This is a genomic window from Nocardioides sp. NPDC004968, assembly GCF_040608935.1.
In the GTDB taxonomy this organism is placed as follows: Bacteria; Actinomycetota; Actinomycetes; order Propionibacteriales; family Nocardioidaceae; genus Nocardioides.
The window spans coordinates 102,017-119,945 of the sequence record NZ_JBEXJF010000009.1 but is presented as its reverse complement, the minus strand read 5'-3'; the positions used below and the strand labels follow the sequence as shown (position 1 = coordinate 119,945).

Below are 17,929 nucleotides of genomic sequence, written 5' to 3'. Positions count from 1 at the left end.
TGGGCTGAATCGTGGTCAGCGTAGTAGGCCTGCTCGACCTCGATGGGTGTGCGGTAGTCGAGCTCGCCGTGAAGCCTGCTGTTGTTCCTCCACCACACGTACTCCAGGGTGGCCAGATCGACCTGTTCCACGGTGGGCCAGGGTCCTCGGCGGCGGGTCATTTCGGCCTTGTACAGACCGTTGACGGCCTCTGTGAGGGCGTTGTCGAAGGAGTCGCCAACCGTGCCGGTTGAGGGCTTCGCGCCGAGTTCGACGATCCGCTCGGTGTAGACGAGGGCGGGGTAGTTCGACCCGTGATCGGCGTGGTGGACCAGGCCGGCCAGGCCACGGCCGTTACGGGCCGCGTCCCAGGCAGCCATGTCCAGTGCCCGTAGCGGGAGGATGTCGGCTTTCAACGTCGCTGCGACGTTCGAGCACACGATCCGTCGCGAGTACGCGTCGGTCACGAACGCGACGTAGGCGAACCCGGACCAGGTCGCCACATAGGTCACGTCAGCAAGATCATCTCGTCGTGGGACGGTCGAGTTCCTTGGCGAAAAACACGCTGGCCGACTTCAAGATCTCATTGGCGCGCCGCAGCTCAGCGTTCTCCCGCTTGAGGCGCTTGATCTCTGCGGCGGCGTCCGTGGTCACGCTCGGCGCCAGACCGCCGTCGACCTCGGACTGTCAGAGCCAGCCACGCAACGTCTCGCTGTTCATCCCCAGCATGCCCGCCAGGCGACGGATCGCGGCCATCTGGTTCGGGTGGTCCGGACGAGCCTCCGCGAGCATCCGCAACGCCCGCTCACGCATCTCGGAGGAGTACTTCTTAGGCATCTTCCGAATCCTCTGAATGATGTCGGAACGAAACCCAGGGCGAGTCGGTCGAGCCCACCCGCCTCCGAGCACCCACGGTACGCGACACCGCCACCACCACCCGCTCTGCCACGGCTTCGCGCCCCCAACGACAGCAGCGTCGTTCACACTTCAACCGTCTCAGGATATGCATCTGCCACTTGCATCATTGCAAATCGCAATTACTCTTAGCGAAACGCAATGATTGGATTCTCATGAACAACCTCATCGTCGACGGGTGCAACCCGAGCAACTGGGATTCGCCCACCGTGTACGCGCACATGATCGAGGGCGGTGTCGCGGCCGCTAACGCCACCACCGCGATCTGGGAGGGGCTGCAGAGCTCGATCGACGTGCTCTCGGGTTGGCACCGTCGCTTCCGCGAAGAAGCGGACACCGTGCTGCAGGTCCGCACCACCGACGACATCCGAAAGGCCGCCGAGACCGGGCGCGCCGGTGTGATCCTCGGATGGCAAAACATCTCGCCGATCGAGAATGATCTGGAACGGCTCGAGGTCTTCCGAGTCCTCGGGATACGCATCGTTCAGATCGCCTACAACGTGCGCAACCTTGTAGCCAACGGTTGCTACGAACCCAACGATGACGGCCTGAGCACGTTCGGTCTGCGGGCCGTCGAGAAGCTCAACGAGATGGGGATGTTGATCGACCTCTCCCACGTGGGCGACCGCAGCTCACGCGACGCGATCGAGGCATCAGAAAGGCCCGTGGCGTTCACCCACATCGGACTCCGCGAGTACTCAGACCACCCCCGGAACAAGCCTGCCGAGCTGATCCGCGCCTGCGTCGAGCGTGGCGGTGTCGTCGGAGCGAACGCCTTCCCCAGCTTCTTGCCCGGCAAGTGGGATGCCGACCTGGAGGAGTACCTCGACTCGCTCGAGCGTCTCGTGGAGGTAGCTGGCGTTGCCAACGTCGGCATCGCCTCGGACTTCTGCGAGGGCCGAGACATGCCCTTCTGGGACTACCTGCGCCGCATTCACGGGACCACGGCGACCGTGCCGCCCGAGGTACCCGACCCCAATCCCCGCATCAAGGGCCTAGCCGGCAGTCACGAGCTTCCGCGCATCGCAGAAGGGCTCTCGGCCCGCGGATATGCAGACGACGACATCGCCGCCGTCATGGGCGGCAACTGGCTGCGCCTATTCGACGAGGTGTGGACCTGAACTCGCAACGACGCCCGTTCGTTGCCTGAAAACCGAAGGAGAATGACATGAAGATCAATGCAGGGCGCCTCATCGACGCGGTCGACGGCAACGTCCGTGAGGGCGTGGCCGTGGAGTTCGGCTCAACGGTCGACGCGATCGATGATGCGCCGGCTGCCTCCGGCGCCGAGCAGTACACCGTGATGCCTGGCCTCGTCGACGCCCACGTCCACCTTTCGCTGTCGAAGGAGCGTTTCGTGGGCTGGCGCAACGACCTCTCGCACGCCTACTACGCCTTCCAGGCTTGGCGCAACGCCGCCTCGCACCTCGACCGAGGTGTGACCACAGTGCGCGACGTAGGTTCCATCGCCGACGTCAGCCTGCAGCTGAGGGCTGCCATCGAGGACGGCGTCATGGAGGGCCCGACCATCAAGGCGGCCGGTCAGTGGCTCAACGTCACCGGCGGCCACGGCTCGGTCTACGGCTCCGATGCGGACGGCGCCGATGGTTTCCGTCGAGCCGCGCGCGAGCAGATCCACCACGGGGCCGATCTCATCAAGGTGATGGTGACCGCCGGAGCGATCGCGGAGGAGGGGCGCGACCCCGACACGACCGAGGTCACCGAGGAAGAGCTCGTCGCCGTCGTGGATGTCACCGAGAAGAACCGCATGCCGTTGGCTGCTCACGCCCACTCGAGCAGCGGAATCATGCTCTCGCTGCACACAGGGGCGCGCTCGATCGAGCACGGCACCTGGCTGCCCGACGAGGGAATCGAGTTCATGGTCGGCAAGGACGTATGGCTCGTCCCGACCCTCGCCGTCATGAAGGAAGCCGCCTCCGATGGCAACCAGAAGCAGGCCGAGATCATGGAGCGGATGCTGGCTGACAAGCTTCCCCGACTGCGCAAGGCGATCGAGTCGGGCGTGCGCGTCGCCGTGGGCACGGATGCGGGCGCACCGGGCACCGGTCACGGACTCGCTGCGATGGAAGCCAGGCTGCTTGTCGAGCAGGCAGGCATGAGCCCTCTCCAAGCGGTGCTTGCTGCAACCCGCGAAGCCGGCGAGCTCGCCACCTTCGGCGAGCGCGGCACCCTGCAGGTCGGCAAGCCCGCGGACATCCTCATCGTGCGCGGCAACCCGGTCGAGGACATCACCGCGCTCGAGAACGTGGAGTGCGTCATCAAGGACGGCGTCGTCGTCCGCGGCGCAGTGCCCTCTGAACTCCGCGCCTGAATAGCGCCCTGGCTTGCAGCATGCCGACGCTCAACCTGCATGGCAGACTGAGCGTCGGCATGCGTCCGAGTCGTGCCGCCACCGTGAGGGGAGAACGAGCGTGAACGACGCCCACGCGGCGCCGGGCGACGACATCGCCGTCCGCATTCGAGAGTTCGGACGCTTCTGGGCCTTGCGGATGGGCCTGGTGCGCTCGCGAGTCTTCGGAACCTCCTACTCGCTTGCTGAGACCCGAGCCCTCATCGAAATCCATCTACGACGTCACCTGTCCCAAGGTGATCTCCGGCGGGAACTGAACCTGGAGCCCTCCGTGATGTCCCGAATGGTCCAGAAGCTTCAGGGCCAGGGACTGGTGACGGTGGCTACCTCACCTGACGACGGTCGGCAACGCATGCTCGCGCTTACCGATCGCGGCGAAGAAACTGCCGAGCTCATCGGCCAACGCGTGATCGCCGACATCAAGCAGGCCATCGAGGGACTCTCTGAGGGCGACGCCCGGCATCTCGCGGATCTGCTCGAGAACGCTCAGCGATTGATTGAAGGCACGGAAGCCAGAACGCCGCTGCAGGTGAGGGGAATTGGTCCCGGAGATCTCGGCTGGGTTGTGTACCGGCAAGGCGAGGTGTATGCCGACGAACACAGCTGGAACCGGCGATATGAGTCCGGGATCGCTCGTCTTGTCGCCGACCACATCGTGGCCGGTCACGCGGTGATGGAATCGGCATGGATCGCCGAGATTGCGGGGCAACGCGTCGGGAGCTGCTTCTGCACCCGGGTCAACGACGAGCGCGCCCAGATCGAGAACCTGTTCATCGAACCTCGCTATCGAGGGCGCGGCGCCGCGGTACGGCTGCTTGAGGAATCGATCCGATTCGCCCGCGGAGCCGGCTACGCCGAGCTCTTGCTCGTCACCATCGCCGATTGGGCTGCCTCCGAACGCATCGCACTCGACCTAGGTTTCCGGCCGACCGAGGACGCAGTCTCGGCCAGCCTTCCCCCAGGATCGGCCCAGCGCAGTTGGCTGCTGGATCTGCGCGGTCCCCGCTAGCGCTGAACCGCGAATCCGTGGCTGCGAGGCGGTACTGCAGTGATCGATTCGTGAACTGACCCTTGACGACCGGCGAACAACGGCCTACCGTTCTAGTCAATAGTTCACGTTGTGTAACACAATCCGAAAGAGTTGCCCAAATGCTCTACGACTACACGCTCGGACTCCGTGAAGACGAGATCGAAGCGATCAACCGAGCCCGCGACCTGGCCCCCGGCTTCGCTGAGCGCGCTGCTCACCACGACGAGACCGGCGAGTTCCCGCACGAGAACCTCGCCAGGCTGGACGCGGCCGGGCTCATGGACGTGGTTATCCCTCGCGAGTTCGGCGGCACCGGGTCGCCGGAGCTGTTCTGCGGCGCCGTGCCTACCTTCGTGGTCTTCGAGATCGCCAAGGCGTGCGCCGGCACGGCCTGGTGCCTGCTCAGCCACTACCACGCGACCGGACAGGTCGCAGGTGTCGCCACTGCGGAACAAGCCAAGGAGATCTTCGGTCGCGCAGTGGCAAACCGCGAGCGGTTCGCCACCATCGGTAGTGAGATCAACATCCAGAACGCGCAGACCAGCACCGAGGCTGCGCTCTCGATCGACCAGGACACGATCACTGACGACGAAGGCCTCATCATCCGGTCAGGCTTCAAGGGCTTTACCTCAACCGCAGCGTTCGCCGATCGCATCGTCTGGTGGCACAAGGACCCAGAGTCGATGGGGCTCGCGGAGGGACTGCTGCTCTCGCTCGTTCCGCGGGACCGTTCCGGCTGGAACTTCCTGCCTGGCTGGGAGAACGCCATCGGCATCCGTTGCTCCGCGTCCGGTCCGGCCAAGGTCGAGAACCTGCGCATCTACCGCGACGAGATCCTGGGTGGACCCGGCGACTGGACCTACAAGCATCCCTACACCCACGAGTTGCTGTACGCCGCCCTGCTCACGGGCATCGCTGCGGCTGCCTACGACGGCACCCTTGAGGCCGTACGCGGACGCACCGAGCTGCACACCGACCGCGCCCTGATGAACTACATCGGCGAGATGAGCAGTGCAGTCCAGGCGGCCATCGCCGGCCTGCGATACGCGACCGAGGCGTGGAAGGCGCTGCCGTCGGGCGACGCGCACCACATCACGATCCGGGCGCTGCACACCGCCAAAGAGACGGCCCAAGAGGCGACGCGGCGTAGCTTCGAGCTCGTCGGGACCCGGGCGGCTATGCGCAAGGCGCCATTCGATCGCTACCGACGTGACTCTCGGGTGGCCTCACTGCACACCCGCGAGTGGCAGCACATGGAGTGGGTCGCCCGAGGCGACCTCACAGGCGAGCGCTTCGCCAAAGAGAAGTACGGGCCCGCTCCCTCCGCGGCCGCTGTCGAGGCGGGGACTGGACGATGACCACCATGCAGTCGGCGCGAAAGAGTCAGCGGTCCCGGCACGTGGCACCCGAACAACGGATGCCCACCGATCCCGCTCCCACGTCGCCGGACCTCTCCGCGGCCTTCCGTCGGACCATGGGTCGGCTGGCGTCCACAGTTGGCGTTCTCACCGTGGCGCGCCACGGTGGCGACCTGCAGGGCATGACGGTCAGCCCGATCGTGCGTCTGCCCGAGGCCGAGCCGAGCTTGGCAGTCGCGTTCCGTTCGGACACGCGGACCCTGGCACAGGTGATGGCAAACGGTGCGTTCGCGATCAGCATCCTGCGCGACGACCAGGCGCCGATCGCGGAAGCGATGTCGCGTCCGGGCGAGGACCGCACGCACCTGATGCCGCTCTTCGACGAGAGCGGAGGGATTCCGGTGGTTCGGGAGGCGCTCGCGGTCATCTGGTGCGACGCACGCGAGTCGTTCGTGCTGTCGAACACCACAATGGTGGTCGGCGCCGTACAGCGGGTCGAAGTGCGTGACGACAACCCGCTGATCCACTTCCGGGGGGCGTTGCGCCCGCTGGGGCAACTCGACGGATAAGGCGCCAAGGACGTGCGAATCACCCTCTATATAGGCCGACGCCTCATCGCGTCGGCGGTCATGCTGCTCGCGCTCGCTTCGGCGCTGTTTGTGCTAGTCGCCTCCGCGCCGGGCGATCCGCTGCAAGTACTGACGGGCGGATACGCTGTATCGCCAGAGTTCCGTGCGGCTATGAACGAGCGCTTCGGTCTGGGGCTGCCGCTGTGGGAGCGGTACCTGCTGTTCATGAAGGGAATCGTCACCCTCGACCTGGGCGATTCGTTCTCGCAGGGCGCCCCAGTGCTGGACGTGGTCGTGAACCGTCTCGGGGCGACGATGATGCTGGTCATTCCGGCATTTGTCATCTCGACACTTGTCGGAACGGCCCTCGGCGTTTACATCGGAACTCCCACTAACCCAGGGTGGCTGCGCGGGTCGGGTAACGGAATCGCGCTTGCGCTGTACTCGACACCTTCTTTCTACGTCGGTCAGCTCCTGATCTTGCTGTTCGCCCTCTCGCTGTCATGGTTCCCGGTCTCCGGCATGCGAGACGTGAGGGCGGCGCAAACTGGCGTTTGGGATATCGTGTGGCATGCAGTTCTTCCGATCATCGCGCTATCGCTGCGCGAGCTAGGACTGAACGCTCGAGTCACCCAGGGGTCGCTGCGCGACACTCTCTCTATGGAGTACATGGTGACCGCGCGCAGCAAAGGTCTCAAACGCTCGACTGCAGTGCGTCGACATGGCCTGCGTAACGCGATGATGCCCGTCATCACGACCCTCGGTTACAACTTCGGCGCACTGCTGGCTGGGAGCGTGCTGGTCGAGGTCACGTTCGGGTGGCCCGGTATCGGACGCCTGATGCTCGATGCGATCCAGGTCCGCGACACGATCCTGCTGATCGCCTGCGCGATGGCCGTCGGATTGATCGTGGTCATGGCCAATCTCGTCACCGACCTCATCTACACCAAGGTCGATCCCCGCGTAAGGACGGTGGAATGATGTTTCGTGCGCTATCGCGTGATCTTCGGCAGAGCCCCGGCAGCTACGCCGCATACTTGTTCCTTCTACTGCTGCTCGTGTGCATCGCCGCCGGCGGCTTGATCTCTCCTTTCAAAGCGAACGAACCGGTCGGAGAGATCCTGTCAGCCCCGGGTGGCGCCCACCCGCTCGGCACCGACTCCCTCGGGCGAGATGTGCTGTCCTACCTCATCGCCGGCGCTGCCACGAGTCTCGGGGTTGCTGTCGCGGTCGCGATCTGCAACCTGATGCTGGGCCTTATCCTCGGATCGGTCGCAGGCTTCTTCCGCGGACCGATCGACGCGGTCATTTCGCGCGTCATGGAGTTCTTCCAGATCGTGCCGGCCTTCGTGGTCGCACTCGTAGTCGTGGCGGTGCTCGGCAACGAGTGGCGCAACATCATCATCGCGCTGGTCATCGGCATGTGGGTGCGCATGGGTCGCCTCGTGCGATCGCAGTATCTGACCTATCGAGAGCGCGACTTCGTAGCAAGCCTCCAGAGCCAGGGCTTCCGCGCGCCAACCATCATGGCGGTCGACATACTGCCCGCAGCCCTGGTCCCGATCCTGGTGCAGTTCGCCCTCGATGTGGGCCTTGCACTGCTGTTCTTTTCTGGCCTGACCTTCCTCGGCTTGGGCGACCCAGACGTTCCCAGCTGGGGCCTGATGCTCAACTACGGCCAGTCCCAGCTCCTGCGGGCGCCCTGGATCTCGGCGTTCGCCGGAGCCGCCATCGTGGCCACCGTGATCGCCTTCAACTTGGTGGCCGATCACATCTCCGCCAAGCTCGATCGTCGAGAGGTGCTGGTATGACCGCGCAGAGCCTGCCGTTGCTGGCCATCGAGGACCTCACCGTCGACTTCGACGGTCGCCGACTCCTCGACGGCGTCAACATCTGCGTCGAACCGGGTCAACGGGTCGGTCTCGTAGGCGAGTCGGGTTCGGGGAAGTCGCTCACCTCCAGGGTGGTGATGGGTGTGCTTCCCGACTCCCGTCGCTGGAAGACGAACGGATCGGTGCGATTCAAGGGTACCGACCTGCTCGCGCTTCCCGACCGTGAGTACCGCAAGGTCCGCGGCGATCGCTTAGCCATCGTCTTCCAGGAACCCAGCGCGTACCTGAACCCGACGGTCCGGGTCGTCGACCAGGTCGCGGAGGTGTTGCGCATCCACCGTCAGCCCCGCGACGCGAAGGCTCGAGCTGTCGAACTGCTGGAGCGGGTGGGGCTGGAGATGACGCCGCGCATGCTCGCTGCGTACCCCTTCGAGCTGAGCGGTGGTCAGAAGCAGCGCGCAATGCTGGCAATGGCGATGATCTGCACTCCAGACCTGCTCATCGCCGATGAACCCACCACGGCCCTGGACGTCACCGTTCAGGCGAAGGTACTCCGCCTGATGCGCGACGTTACGGGCGAGTCGAGCGCTGGCGTCCTCTTCATCACCCACGACCTCGGCGTCGTCGCGCAGTTCTGCGAGTACGTCTACGTGATGCAACACGGCCGCATCGTCGAGCACGCGCCGGTCGAGCAGATCTTTCAGCAGCCGCGCGAGGAGTACACCCGAGTGCTGCTGAACTCCGCCCGCAAGATCGCCGGAATGGAGGAGAGGACATGGGCTTGAACGACTCGACACTCCGCGCACATGGTGTGACCTTCACGTATCCGCGCACGAGCACGGCAGCGCTCACCGACATCACCGTCGAACTACCTGCTGGGCAGGCGCTGGCGGTCGTCGGCGAGAGCGGCTCAGGCAAGAGCACACTCGGACGCTTGCTCTCCGGTCAGACAGCACCCGACGAGGGCTCGGTCTTCATCGAACGCGCTGACGGCGTCGCACTTGCCTCAGGACACCTGCCGTTTCGGCGCGCGGTGCAGGTCGTGTTCCAGGACCCGAGTACCTCATTCTCGCCCAAGACTTCAGTCGGAGCCGTCCTACATCGGCCGCTTCGATTGATTGGTGTGCGCTCGCGCTCAGAACGAGACGCGCGCGTGACGGACCTGCTCGCGCGGGTCTCGCTGCCTTCTGATCCCGCCTTCCTGCGTCAGCAGGCGGCCTCACTCAGTGGCGGCCAGAAGCAGCGGCTCGCGATCGCCCGCGCACTTACGGTCGATCCCGAGTTCCTGATCGCCGACGAGGCGATCTCCGCGCTTGATGTGACCGTGGCCGCGCGTCTGATCGACGTGTTCCGCCAACTCATCAGCGATCTCGGTGTCGGAGTGCTCTTCATTACGCACGACCTCGCAGTGGCCCGGTCGCTGTGCGGCGACGTTCTCGTCATGCGCAACGGCGAAGTCGTAGAGCAGGGCAGCACGGCGACCGTGATGTTCCGGCCACAACACCCGTACACCAAAGAACTGATCGCAGCCCATCCCGTACCCGAGTTTTCTTCCGATTCACATTGAGCAAGGGACCGTCATGTTCAACAACAACCGAATGACACGGCGGCTCGCAGCCGTCGTGATCTCAGCGCTAGCGACACTGCCGATGGTCGCTTGCTCCGGATCAATAGGCGCAGGGGAGGGGCAGGCCACCAACGAGACGTTCGTCATCGGCATCACCTCGACGCCATCCACGCTCAACCCGGCGCTGTCGTCGGCGGCTGACACCTCGCTCGTGGGCGACCAGGTCTTCGACGGCCTCGTACGAATCGATCGTGAGGGTATCGCGCAGCCGATGCTTGCGACCGAGTGGGACCTCTCCAAGGACGGTCTCACTCTCCACATGCTTCTGCGCGACGAGGCGACCTTCCACGACGGCGAGCCGGTGACGGCCAACGACGTCAAGTACTCCCTGGAACAGGCGGCCCCGGTCGGCGCGTACGGCGCCTGGATCAAGGGGGTGCTCGATGAGGTTGAGGTCGTGAGCGACCATGAGCTCAACATCCGCCTGCAGAAGCCGTTCGCTCCGTTGCTCAACGCGCTCGCCCGCGAGCGTGTCCCGGTGCTCCCCAGTCACCTGTACGAAGGCACCGATGTGACCGCGAACGAATACAACATGAAGCCTGTCGGCTCCGGTCCGTACAAGTTCGACTCCATCGGAAACGACGGGACCATCACGCTGGTCGCGAACGACGACTACTGGGGAGAGGTCGGCGCGGTGAAGACGATCATCTTGCGAACGATCCCCGACCCGACGGTGCTGGTGCAGAGCCTCCAGCGCGGCGAGGTCGACTTCGTCTCGGCGTTCTACCTTCCCAACCAAGAGGTGGAGCAACTGCAGAGCAATGCGAACGTTCACGTCGAGGAGGGCCGGATCTTCCCCACGTACACCTACCTGGCCTACAACGTGGAGAACGGGCCGCTGCAGTCCCCCGAGGTCCGTCGCGCCATCTACAAGGCCATCGACCGTGACTACGTCAATAAGACCGCCTTCATGGGGCTGTCCAAGCCAGCTCAGAGCTTCATCCCCTCAGTGTACTCGTGGGCGCAGCAGGACCAGGTGCCCTTTGCCGAGGAGCTGGCCTACGACCTCGATGAGGCTGCTGAGCTGCTCGACGAGGCCGGCTACCCCGAGGACGGCAAGGGGAAGCGTTTCACCGTGCGCTTCCTCTACAGCCCCGACCTCAACCCGACGATCGCGACCGTCGCGGATGCCATCAAGGCGAATCTCGCCGAGGTAGGCATCACCCTCGACGTCCAGACTACTGACGCAGCGAACTACATCACCCAGGTGTACACCGACCGTAACTACGACATGACGGCAGTGCGCCTGAACACCGGCGGCGACCCGTCGTTGGGCATCTCACGCGTCTACGTGTGCAACGAGGAGAAGGCCGCCTACCGCAACGCCTCGGCGTTCTGCGACCCCGACGTGGACGCCGGATGGGCTGCCGTGGCCGGCACCAACGGCGACGGGCGCGGCGATGCCGCACAGCAGGTGCAGCTGGAGCTGTTGGACACGCTTCCTTCAGTTCCGCTGATCGAGGAGGTCACCTACGACGGTGTCTCCTCACGATTCGACAACCTCGAGGAGTACTTCGACGCCTTCGAGTACTTCACACCGCGCGTCAATCTGCTGCAGTAGCCGACGTTCACAACAACGTGATGGGTCCCTGCTGTCGCCGGTAGGGGCCCACCCGCGTTCCCTGAGTCGGCCACGTGCGAGGCTGGCGCCGAGCTCCGAATGCGAGAATCCCCATGTCCCAATTACCTCGAGGAAAGCCGCTCATGCCCTCCGAACCTTTCGAAGCGCCGGTCGACAATTCCGTCGCCCCATTTCCAACGTCGGTAAGCCTCCCGGCTCTGCTTGAGGACGGCACCGATGACACGTTCCGTCGCATCGCAAGCGACTTCCTCATTCTCCGAACGATGTCAGCCACCTGGCGCAACAATCAAGCTCGTCTGCTTCGGGAGCGCTACGGGCTGGACCTGACCGCGAGCGAGGTGACGTTCCTGTCCGCGGTACTCAAGACCCAATCGAACGGGTCGACCACGGCCGCACGATTGGGCGAGTACCTCAAGATCGGCACATCAGCGGTGTCTAACTCGCTGAACCGGATGGTGACCCGCGGGTATCTCATGCGTCTGCCAGATCCGGTCGATAGTCGCCGCCTTGTCATTCGGCTCACCGATGAGGGGACCGCAGCGATCCGGACGTCGTTCATCGAGCAGCGGCGTGTGAACGACCTTATGTACGCCGACTTCGAATGGCAGGACCTTCTCACCTTCGGGAAGCTTCTTGCCACCCTCATCGAGGGAGCGGAGGCAGCGATCACGATGCAGAATCGCATCCTGAACGAGTCCGCGTGACGTCTTGGCGCGCGTGGTTATCGCGCGCTTCCGCCCCGCCGTTCTTGACACTAGTCCCTCGCCGGGTTCCTCCATGGGCCGAGGCGGCCGACCGCCTCTGGGGTTGAATTCCAAGCCGGAGAGGGGAAGTCGATCAAGTTCGCCGCCTCGAGTTGGATCGTTGAGACTCGCAGTTCCTTTCCGATTACGACCTCTTCAGGTAGGCGATGGCGTCCAGTCGGCGCAAGCATTCCGCCACGCCGGCTCCCAACTGCGAGGTGAGGACCACCTCCTGCCGGCCCAGGCCCCACCACAACACCCAGTCACGGACATTCTCAGGCGCTGCGGCGTGAAGATTTCTACCTGACAGCGCGCCCCGGATGGATCCGAGGAACCGGTCGGGCAGAAACGGCTCATGCGGGACGCCGGCGAAGGATGGAGTCATCAGCGAAGCGGCGGAGCCTGAGTTGAGCTCAGCCATTCGCTTTCGCACCAGCTGCAGGAGGCCGGCGACCTCGTCGCCGTAGGTTGCGGTGCCGCTTGACCCACATGGATCGGCGTTGTCGGGGGCCGGGCGAGAGTCGCCACCATCCGAGGGCGCTCGCAGCCCACACCTGCGGCGCTTTGTTCCATGTGGCGCGGCAGGCCGACGGGGCAGCCCCTATCCCGGACTGTCCGCAATCCGTCCTTCGGAGCCGAAGGGGTCATGCGGAGTCCGAGCGGAGTCTCCGGGCGCCAATGCCTGCGGTCCGGGCGGGACACTCAAGCGACCCCAGCCAATCCGAGCTGGGCACTTTGGCGTCCAGTCGAGACACTCCGCCGTTCCAGTCGGGACACTCGACGCGCTGCACGAGCCGACCGAGGTGATCGCGAGCCCCGCTTGACGAAGACCGCAGGGTCAGGTGTCGAGCAGGTAGGCCAGTAGGCAGGCCGGGACGGCCCAGGCGGAGTCCTTGTCCTCGGTCTCGAGGACAATGCGTGTGGCCAGGATGCCGTCCCAGGTCGACGCGTTGACCGTCGCGGCCTCCGAACGCCAGGCACCCTCGGTGTGAATCGTCCCGGGTCTGATGGAGCCTCCACGAAACCCGGGGCGATTCAGCCGTGGGTTCTGGGAGGGATGGACGGAACCGGTGGGGGCTGGCTCGACTCCAAACGATGCCTACCTCGACCTAGCATCGAAGGTGGGGTAGGACGGCAACCTCAACCGTCATGTCGCGTGCGACTCGCCGCGCGCTTCGCGCCCCAGGCCCGGAGGGCTTGTCCCCGACGGACCGCTCAACGCTTGCTGAGCGGGTCCCACAGGCGGCGGTATGGGGCATTCTGGGATCGATGGGACTCTCCATCGCCTTAGCCGGGCGCAGGGCCGGTCGAGGCCCTAGGAGGGTCCACCCTCGCGTGGGTTGTCTTTGTTCAACCGACATGAGCTGCGAACTCGCGGTGCAGCATTGCCTCCACCTCGACGGGGCGTCATCGCTGAAGAACAACGCGTGTACGTCGAGGGTGAACGGCACTGAGGCATCGCCGAGCTCGCGGACTCGGCAGTCGCTGACGATCTCCTCGAGGTGACAATGGCGCCGCGCAGTTGTCCCCGTAGTTGTTGGCGTAGGTATGAGGGGTGCGCCGCGGCGCGCCGGCCGATCGGCGCCTGCTGCACCCTGATGTAGGCGATATGATTGACTCGAAGCTATCGACTGAGGTTGTTCTGAACTAGCAGCCGCACATCATGAGTGCCAAATGACCGTCTGTATTGCGTTTCTAAAGTTTTGCGCTAGGGTGACCTTGTCAGAACGCAATCAACTGGGGGGCAGGGACGTGACCGAGGCTTTCGACAGCGAGACGTTCACGGAGCGCGTATTCAAGGCGGACAGTGCGGAGGTGTCGGTTGCGTTGGTTGCTGCTGGCTTGAAGGCGCATAACTGGTCGTCGGCGGCGCAGCACGGTTCTGGGCGTTCGACGGGTGAGCCGTACGGCGCCACCTTCTGGAAGGCGCTGCCCGATGAGGTCGGAATTCTGCTCTGCGACCTGCTGGACGGCGCCAGGATGTACCGCCCCCGTGGGGCGCAGTACAGCCTCATCCTGTGGGACGGGACGCTGATCCTGCCGGTCAAGATCAAGCCACGCGGGAAGCGTGACCCGCGGCTGCGCGTCACGACGTCGCACGTGCGTCAGACCCTGACCCAGGTGAACATGCCAGACGCCCCGCAGGCTGACCTGTTCATCAGCGACGAAGAGAAGGCCCTGCGGGACTTCGAGGAGGCGGCGATCGCGGTCGTCGAGAAGGCCAAGTTCGAGTTGGAGAACATCGTGTCCCAGGTCATCATCGTCGCCTACGAATGCAACCGGCACGGTGGTCTCCAGATGGTCGAGGTCGGCATCGGCAACCTCGACGGGGATGGGTACATTGAGTTCACCGACAGTGAGCGACTCTCCCTAGTCGCGGCGCCCGCCGTGGGAACCAAGCCCGTCGAAGCCGTGGGCGAGAGCTGGCACAACGTCCCGAGGCCGGCCGCGAAGTTGGAGGCCGTCGACGAGGACGTCACTGCCACCGGCGAGGGTGAGCCCGTCGGGGAGCAGGACGATCCAGAGAACCCCAGCAACGCGAAGGAGTAGGACCGTGACCTCGAGCATCACTTTCGAGGGCGACCGACTCCGCCAAGCACGTCAGCTGGCAATGATGACGAAGAAGGACGTCGCCGAGCTGGCGGAGGTCTCCCAGGCCGCTGTCGGTCAGTACGAGGCCGGGGTCGCTGTGCCTCGTCCTGACACGTTGGAGCGGCTCGCGACTGCGTTGGACGTTCCAGTTGGATTCTTCGCACCGGGTCGGCCGCATCAGCGACTCGACACGAGCGAGACGTTCTTCGAGAGCCTGCGGGCAACCACTGCGCGACAACAGCACCGCGCGACCTCGTTCGCAGAGCAGGTCTGGGAGTTGTCGAACGCGCTCGAGGCGCACGTCAGGTTCCCCCAAATCAACCTCCCCGACCTCCACGCAGAGGACCGGACCTACTCGCCTCAAGAAGCAGCACAAGAGGTGCGGAAACTCTGGGACCTGGGTGCCGAACCGATCGGGCACCTTGTCGCTCAGATGGAGGCCCACGGCATCATCTGCGCGATGGCACCGCCTTCAGACCGCGAGGACAAGAAGCGCATCGACGCGTACTCGACCAGGGCATTCAGCCGGCCGTTAGTCATCTTGACCGCTGACCGGGCAGATGACGTGCTTAGGCACCGGTTTAGCGCCGCTCATGAGCTCGGGCACTTGCTGCTTCATAATGGTGAAGCATCAGGGGAGTTGGTTCTGGAGCGGGAGGCTGACGCGTTCGCAGCAGAGTTCCTGACCCCACGGGCGGTACTTCGTGAGGAGCTTCCCCAACGTCTGGACTTTGCGAAGCTGTACCGGATCAGCGAGCGTTGGGGTGTGGAGGTCCGAAGCCTCATCTACCGCAGCCAAGAGCTCGGGCACATCTCCGAGAGCACTGCGCGACGTGCCTACATTCGGCTCAACGAGGCGAAGCAGCCGCCTCGGTCCATCAGGCAGTACGACGGGGAGGTGCCGTCCATGCTGAACGCCGCCTTCGAGCTCGCGGCCGGCCGTGGTGTCACCGTTGGGACGCTTGCCGACCAGCTGAAATGGAAGCCCGCGCGCGTCCGCGAACTGCTCGGCCAGGAAGACGATCCGCGTCCCGCGCTTCGCCTGGTCATTTGATGAGCACAGCGCGGGAAGACGTCCGGTAGCCGCACACCGTCCGCAGTCAGCGAGGATCTGGCTGCTCGAGTAGCCGGGCAGGTCGTCCTCGGCGGCGACTGGGTGCTCGTCCGTTTGGCCTTTGCCAGTAGGCACAACGGCGTCGCGCACCGCATGGGCCCCGCTCCGTTCCATCCACGCCATACATGGAGTTCAGCGCCCGAACTCTGTGATACCCCGTACAGTCAGCGGGCAACGAACATCGCTCCTCAGTTGCGAGGGGCTGACAGTCGAAGGAGTCGACCGCCGTGCACCTGAGTAGGTTGCAGGTGCAGGGTCTGAGAGCGACCGCCGACGGAGCCCTCGACGCAACGATTCCCGGCCGTTTTGCCGTTCTCATCGGCGCCAACGGCGCCGGGAAGACGACCCTGGGAGACGCGATGTACCTCAGCCATCGCCGCACGTTCCCACGCCTTCCCCGACCAACTTCGGCGACCCTCGGTGCGATCGACCGACAAATCGTGGTCGAGTACGCCTTCGCCGACGCCGACCAGGTCGAGGGACCTCTCGGGTTGAGTCTCCAGGCACAGAGCGGAGTAACGGCACCCGGAGAGGTCGCCGCGACCTGGACGAGAACCCTGCACCGCGACATGGGCCGCGTTCGCGCGGAGTCGCTGGTGAGCTCAGACGTCGAAGATGCGATCCGCCTCATCTACCTGCCGGCATGGCGCAACCCGCTCGACGAGCTCGCTCGCAGAGAAGCCCGGATTCTGGTCGAGTTGTTGCGCGCGCAACAGCAGAATCTCGGACACGGGCGAAACCTCGCAGCGCTGCGAGCTCGAGCTTCGGCGCTGCTAGAGGCGCTCGCACAAGACGGACTGCTCCAGTCACTCGAAACGCGCGTCCGCACCCATCTCCACGCTCTGTCATCCGGCGTGGGCAAGAACTGGCCCTACATCCGAGGCCAGGTCATCGACGACCAGTACCTCGCGCGGGTGCTTGAGCTGATGCTCGCAACAATCGAGGGCAGAGAGAACGCTCTCCCGCTCGAGGCGGTTGGACTCGGGTACGTGAACCTCCTCCATATCGCAGTCGTTCTCGCCGCCATCCCCGATCTCACCAGGGCCGCTGCCGCAGCGGAGAGCGAGGAGGTCGCGGCGGCGCCCGACGGCGAAGCAGCGGCAGACCTCGCGCCACCGGCCTCGGCGACCGCTGCGCAACCGCCGCCACCGCTCCCAGACGACTCACCAGTCGATCTTGACGACGCCGACGACCGCCTTCGTCAGTCCATCGCTGAGTCGGAGAGCGCGGAGGACTCGTTCTTTCCCGATGACGCGTTCCACGTGACGGTCGTGATCGAAGAGCCCGAGGCGCACCTACATCCGCAGTTGCAGCACTCGCTGGTCAGATACCTCAAGCGTGAGGTCGACCGACGCCCTGAACTCCAGGTCATCTTGTCTTCCCACGCCACCGACATCATCTCCTCCTGCGACCCAGAGGATCTCGTCGTCGTGCGCCGCGGCAGGGCAGGGCAACACGTGGCGCAGAGCGTGAAGACCATCCCTATGGCCGAGCGGGCCGACGTGATGCGAAAGACCCGACTTCACCTCGACGCCAGCCGATCCGCAGCGCTCTTCGCCGAGCGTCTGCTCCTGGTCGAGGGGGTGACCGAGGCTGCGCTCGTGCGGGAGCTCGGCTGGGTTTGGGCCGGGGCAGACCGGGACCGTCAGGCCTTCATCGACGCGCTGAGCATCGTGGCGATGGGAACGAAGGTCGGGTCATGGGCTGTACGGCTTCTCGCAACCAAGGATCACGAGCTGTGCCGACGCCTGGCCGTGCTCCGCGACAGCGATCTGAGGTTCGAGGACACCCCGACGGCACCGGCTTGGGCCGCCGCTCACGACCCCGATATTGTCCTGATCGAGCACAGCCACCCAACTCTTGAGCCGGAGCTCACCAAGGACAACGCTGATCTAGTCAAGGTGGCCCTTGGCGCGTTGGGTGCGACCTACGACGATCCGTTGACGCCACAGACCGTCAACGCACTGTTCGCCTCTGCCAAGAAGGGAAAGGCAGCCAAGAACGGGGACCCCGAGGTTCCGTCCGTGCCCGCCGGGCCCCTGGCCAGACGCAAGGGCGAGTTCGCCCTTGAGCTCGCCGGCATCCTCCGGCAGGCGCGCCTCTCGGGTGCGCCAGTCGTGCCTCCTGCCCCTCTGGTGACCATATTCGACTTCCTGTTCTCTGACCTGCACGCCCAGTCGACTGGAACGGACGATCCCGGAGAGCGGCCGAGGTAGA

At 64.8% G+C, this 17,929-nt stretch carries 14 protein-coding genes and 1 pseudogene; 14 read left to right on the top strand and 1 reads right to left on the bottom strand.

The window, feature by feature from the left end; genetic code table 11:
• Positions 1–89: 89 nt before the first annotated feature.
• Positions 90–816 (bottom strand): annotated as a pseudogene (locus ABZU72_RS12275) (DDE-type integrase/transposase/recombinase); the annotation flags it as partial.
• Positions 817–995: 179 nt separating this feature from the next.
• Between ABZU72_RS12275 and ABZU72_RS12270 the strand changes: the two are divergent.
• From ABZU72_RS12270 to ABZU72_RS12205, 14 genes are all read left to right on the top strand, one after another.
• A complete protein-coding gene (locus tag ABZU72_RS12270; protein ID WP_355019131.1) occupies positions 996–2,015 on the top strand; it encodes a membrane dipeptidase in 1,020 nt (339 codons plus the stop codon).
• A gap of 47 nt (positions 2,016–2,062) precedes the next feature.
• Positions 2,063–3,226, top strand: a complete 1,164-nt coding sequence (locus tag ABZU72_RS12265) for an amidohydrolase family protein (RefSeq protein ID WP_355019130.1) — start codon at positions 2,063–2,065, stop codon at positions 3,224–3,226.
• A gap of 100 nt (positions 3,227–3,326) precedes the next feature.
• The gene (locus ABZU72_RS12260; protein WP_355019129.1) at positions 3,327–4,274 is read left to right on the top strand and encodes a helix-turn-helix domain-containing GNAT family N-acetyltransferase; all 948 of its coding nucleotides are present in this window, start codon (positions 3,327–3,329) and stop codon (positions 4,272–4,274) included.
• Between the two features lie 140 nt (positions 4,275–4,414).
• Entirely contained in the window at positions 4,415–5,653 is a 1,239-nt protein-coding gene (locus ABZU72_RS12255; protein ID WP_355019128.1) for an acyl-CoA dehydrogenase family protein, read from the top strand.
• A complete protein-coding gene (locus ABZU72_RS12250; protein ID WP_355019127.1) occupies positions 5,650–6,222 on the top strand; it encodes a flavin reductase family protein in 573 nt (190 codons plus the stop codon). Before ABZU72_RS12255 ends, ABZU72_RS12250 begins: the two co-directional genes overlap by 4 nt.
• A 12-nt stretch (positions 6,223–6,234) precedes the next feature.
• Positions 6,235–7,203, top strand: coding sequence for an ABC transporter permease (locus tag ABZU72_RS12245; RefSeq protein WP_355019126.1), 969 nt, complete (start codon positions 6,235–6,237; stop codon positions 7,201–7,203).
• The gene (locus ABZU72_RS12240; protein WP_355019125.1) at positions 7,200–8,033 is read left to right on the top strand and encodes an ABC transporter permease; all 834 of its coding nucleotides are present in this window, start codon (positions 7,200–7,202) and stop codon (positions 8,031–8,033) included. Before ABZU72_RS12245 ends, ABZU72_RS12240 begins: the two co-directional genes overlap by 4 nt.
• A complete protein-coding gene (locus ABZU72_RS12235; RefSeq protein WP_355019124.1) occupies positions 8,030–8,839 on the top strand; it encodes an ABC transporter ATP-binding protein in 810 nt (269 codons plus the stop codon). Before ABZU72_RS12240 ends, ABZU72_RS12235 begins: the two co-directional genes overlap by 4 nt.
• Positions 8,830–9,621, top strand: coding sequence for an ATP-binding cassette domain-containing protein (locus ABZU72_RS12230; protein ID WP_355019123.1), 792 nt, complete (start codon positions 8,830–8,832; stop codon positions 9,619–9,621). Before ABZU72_RS12235 ends, ABZU72_RS12230 begins: the two co-directional genes overlap by 10 nt.
• Positions 9,622–9,703: 82 nt before the next feature.
• Complete coding sequence (locus tag ABZU72_RS12225) at positions 9,704–11,242, top strand: ABC transporter substrate-binding protein (protein ID WP_355019122.1); 1,539 nt, start codon at positions 9,704–9,706, stop codon at positions 11,240–11,242.
• Between the two features lie 143 nt (positions 11,243–11,385).
• Positions 11,386–11,967, top strand: a complete 582-nt coding sequence (locus tag ABZU72_RS12220) for a MarR family winged helix-turn-helix transcriptional regulator (protein WP_355019121.1) — start codon at positions 11,386–11,388, stop codon at positions 11,965–11,967.
• Between the two features lie 1,791 nt (positions 11,968–13,758).
• Positions 13,759–14,556 carry a hypothetical protein gene (locus ABZU72_RS12215; RefSeq protein WP_355019120.1) on the top strand — a complete coding sequence of 266 codons (798 nt, stop codon included), beginning with the start codon at positions 13,759–13,761 and terminating at the stop codon, positions 14,554–14,556.
• 4 nt (positions 14,557–14,560) lie between these two features.
• Complete coding sequence (locus ABZU72_RS12210; RefSeq protein WP_355019119.1) at positions 14,561–15,652, top strand: XRE family transcriptional regulator; 1,092 nt, start codon at positions 14,561–14,563, stop codon at positions 15,650–15,652.
• Positions 15,653–15,939: 287 nt separating this feature from the next.
• Positions 15,940–17,928: an AAA family ATPase gene (locus ABZU72_RS12205; protein ID WP_355019118.1), complete on the top strand. Its 1,989-nt coding sequence runs from the start codon at positions 15,940–15,942 to the stop codon at positions 17,926–17,928.
• The last annotated feature ends 1 nt before the right edge of the window (position 17,929 follow it).